The sequence below is a fragment of the Chitinivibrionales bacterium genome (assembly GCA_014728215.1).
Lineage (GTDB): Bacteria > Fibrobacterota > Chitinivibrionia > Chitinivibrionales > WJKA01 > WJKA01.
Genome location: WJLZ01000149.1, coordinates 1 through 3,769 on the forward strand (window position 1 = coordinate 1; position 3,769 = coordinate 3,769).

The 3,769-nt window shown below is 38.2% G+C and carries 3 protein-coding genes; all 3 read left to right on the plus strand.

Annotated elements, in window-relative coordinates; all coding sequences use genetic code 11:
- The first annotated feature begins 188 nt into the window (after positions 1-188).
- From GF401_12795 to GF401_12805, 3 genes are read left to right on the plus strand one after another with little or no spacing between them, the layout of a single operon-like run.
- Positions 189-1,946 (plus strand): hypothetical protein, encoded by a 1,758-nt coding sequence (locus GF401_12795; protein MBD3345933.1) that lies wholly within the window; start codon positions 189-191, stop codon positions 1,944-1,946.
- On the plus strand, positions 1,943-2,722 hold the full coding sequence (locus GF401_12800) for a hypothetical protein (protein MBD3345934.1): 780 nt from the start codon (positions 1,943-1,945) through the stop codon (positions 2,720-2,722). The genes GF401_12795 and GF401_12800 overlap by 4 nt, the downstream gene beginning before the upstream one ends.
- Before the next feature lie 2 nt (positions 2,723-2,724).
- Positions 2,725-3,534: a hypothetical protein gene (locus GF401_12805; GenBank protein ID MBD3345935.1), complete on the plus strand. Its 810-nt coding sequence runs from the start codon at positions 2,725-2,727 to the stop codon at positions 3,532-3,534.
- Positions 3,535-3,769 lie beyond the last annotated feature (235 nt).

Genomic DNA, 3,769 nt, shown 5'->3' on the forward strand with positions numbered 1-3,769 from the left:
AAAATGAAAAACGAAAAATATTTTTTAAACAGCGCACAACAGCGAGTACCCGGTTCCGCTTCGCTACACACAAATTGGCTCCCTTTGGTCGCCAACTTCGGGTACTCGCAACACGTTGGTGTCAATAGCTTTGCTCCCCAGGCCCAAGAATAGTGCCACGTCGTGTGGCACAAGAAAGGAATAGAGGAATGAAAAAGACGATTGCTTTAATAATGTTATCAATATCGCTGGGGTTCGGACAGAACTACAAACTTACGAACCTCAAAAGTACTGAAGTTGAATGTGATTTACTTATTGTATGTAAATCTTTCTTTGAACAGAAGGCAAACGAACACGCTCAGTATAGAATCAATAACACTTTGGATGAGGTAACAAAACCCGGAATAGCAATACTCGAAGACATTTATACAACTTTTCCGGATAGCACATCGCAAGAAGGAAAACTAAAGCAGTTTTTGCTTTACACGGCAGAACAATGGAAAGGAGAACCTCGATTTGTTCTTCTTGTTGGAGAACCACCTGCTTATGGCGAGAATGAGACTCCATATAGTTGTCCTTCATATTTCGTTCCCGAAAATAGCTATACAGATACTGATTACGTTCCTATAGATGACTGGTTGTTGAAATCAGAACGTAACCAACCCTGTTTTGCCGCGTTAGGCAGGCTACCCGTAAGAACAGAAATTGAATATTCAAGCATTTTGCAGAAGACAAAGCAATTTGAATCAAATCTCGACTTTACGAGCGTTCACACCTTGTCTATATATGATGACGACATGATAGCTTCAGAATGCAATGTTCTGGATTTCTACGAACCAAGCTTTTCAATAGAATCAAAAAAATCATCAATCGTTCCCAATACATGGATACAGATGATTGAATATGATGCAGACGCTGAGTATAGAAAACGATTTCTTGAAGACACAATTGCCCACTATATCAATTGGGGGACATCCATTGTTTCCTATTTTGGAATGGGAGGGGAAAATATCTGGTCAGATGAGGCAGTATTGCAAACCGATTCGATTATTGAAAAGATTAGTGATGCGAGAGCCGCTATATTCTTGTCTTTCACAAGCAATTCCAACCGTTTTCAGGAAAGGGATAATAGTATAGGTAGCAAATTACTTTTAGCACCTAATAAAGGTGCTGTTGTCGCCATAGGGGCTCCAAATTTAGGTCAATATGCCTCATCTCTCGAACAGTTACAGACTAATTTCTGGAACATATTTACGGACCATAAGACGATAGGTGGCGTTTTCTACTCCGCGAAAGCCAAGGTGGCTAATAGTTCAATTGAAAGAATGAATTTGCTTGGTGATCCAAGCTTAATGATCTCAGTTGATTCAATCGGCTTTGCCATGCCAGATACGATCACGGCAAACCCTGGAAGCCAAATTCAAATCAAAGGCACTATTCCTGCTGCCAATGGGATTTTGAGAGTATATAGATACTCTTTACCAATAAAATTCGAAAGAACCACCGAATGTGGAACAGAAGTTAGTCATTACCGGTCACCATTCATTATAGATACCACAGATATTCAGATTAATAGCGGAACGTTCACACAGAATTTAATTGTCAATTTTGATATTGACAGCGTTGTACCTGTAAAGCTAATGTACTACGCGACAATTGAAGGGAAGAAGTATTATGGAGCAAAATTCGTAATTGAAGGTGAGCCATCAATTCTCGCAAGCAGCCGGATGCCTGGAAATCAAGTACTTAAACAATACGAGATAAAAATGGGCACTAATGGGTGTACATTACGGAATATTGGATTTGATGGGACAATACAGATTTTTCAAGCGAATGGAAGACTGACCCATTCGTATCAAGTGCAAAATCGTCAAGACCTGTTATTGATGAATTTACAGAGCGGTCTGATATTGATTAGGACAATATCTAAAGATGGAGTATCGGTAAGAAAACTGAACCAGATGTGAAAGGCAACAAAAAGGCCGTCCATGGCCTTTTTGTTGAAGAAATGGGCCTGGGGAGCAAAGCTACAGACCACCAACAGCGCTTATGTGGTTCCGTTTCACTCCACCCAAATTTTCCTCCGCTGCGCTGCGGAAAACTTCACATAAGCGCGAACCGTTGGTGTCAATTGGCAAACCCCATTTTTTTAAAGACAAAGAAAGAAGACCGGCCGCAGAAGAAAGGAAAAAGAATGAAAAAACTCATATTTTCATGTTTGATTATCACTTTGTTTTCATGTGCTCCATCCCGATATTTCTTAACGACTCATGATGACTTGAGAGATGAAATATCAAAGTACGGTAAATTACCAACTAAAAGATATCTAATAACACCAAGTGAATATGAAGAAAACGATTTGCCCTTTATCAATTCAGAACCAAGCAAAACAGTAATTGCCAATCTACAAGCAGGTAATTTCAAGAAAGCGAAAAAAGCATTAGAACAAGTAGAAAAGAGCGAAGATATGCCATACGTCTTTTCATCAGCTTTGGTGACACTTTTCGAAGGAAAATATGATTCGTGTGAGATTTTTATTCGTAAAATGGATAAATACTCAAAAAATTGCTTCGTTATGTTCATTTCAAATGATTGTTCGTATGAACAAGATAGGTTAACTGGGAACGTAAACTACAAAAAATATGTGGAGAAATACCAAAATTTGCTCGATTGTGCAAGCAATGATGATTTACACAAAGAATTGGTAAAAATGAGACTTAAACTTATTCGATACGGATATTAAAAATGAAAGGAAATCACATGTTAAAGAGAAATGTTTTACTTGTAGCTATAGCATTCTTAATTGTTTTCTTATCGGGATGTGCTAAACAGCTTACACGTGACCTTCAAGGTGCATTTCCTCTGGATTACATGCAGGATAGTGAAATATGTAGTCAGAAAACTCCGGTAAAAATTGCACTGGGCAAAGTATCAAATGAGGTTGAGTTAAATGATTCCACATATGCTCGAACAAAATATTTTGTACCAATACCTCTTTTGTTCGTCAACTTTGGAGTAAGTGGGTATTCCTGCAAACTTGGTCAAGCGGCTTTTGATTCAAAAATTGAAAATTTTGTTCGAGAAGCATTTGAGAAAGAAGCTCTACGTTCAGGCTGTTTTGAATTCGTCAATGATGGCTCCGAAGAATACACTGTTGATTTAACTGTTGTTGAACAGGAGACAAAAGGGCCATATACAAAATATTTCTACATGTACTTTGCAGTGTATGTATACGGTTATGGTTACGGACAAAAAGCTGGACCTGGTCAAAGTTTAATTGCATTAAAGATGGATTTGAAAGATAACAACGGAGAAAGCTTTAGCAGGCAATTTGAATCACAAACCTCAACAGAAATGCTTCGAGGAAAAAATGATGCAAAAGAGTTGAGGAGAAATTATGTGATTGGAATGGTAGAATCAGTTTCCTTTGCATTCAAGGATTGTATAGAAAATTCAGTCTTTGCAATAAATCAACATATCGGCGGAACTGAATTAAATGTAGGACGTAAAGCACCGATTGAACAAAGCGGAGACATTGAAGTAATAGAAGAATGAAGAATGCGGCCGGAAGAAAAAAATGGGGTTTGCCAACAGCCACCAACAGCGCAAATACAAAAGTTTACTCCATTCCATTCCGTAAACCTTCGTATCTTGCGCGAAACGTTAGGCGAAATATGCCCCCCGGCTTTGAAAGGCAAAGAATGAAATCAAAAAAAATCGCGCCCCTAATAATAATATTAATTCTAAATATCCTTTCTGATGGACAAACAGTATTAACTAATCCAATTGG

Coding starts and splice junctions, on each gene's coding strand:
- GF401_12795 (MBD3345933.1), top strand. CDS start 189: ATGAAAAAGACGATTGCTTTAATAATGTTATCAATATCGCTGGGGTTC.
- GF401_12805 (MBD3345935.1), top strand. CDS start 2,725: ATGAAAGGAAATCACATGTTAAAGAGAAATGTTTTACTTGTAGCTATA.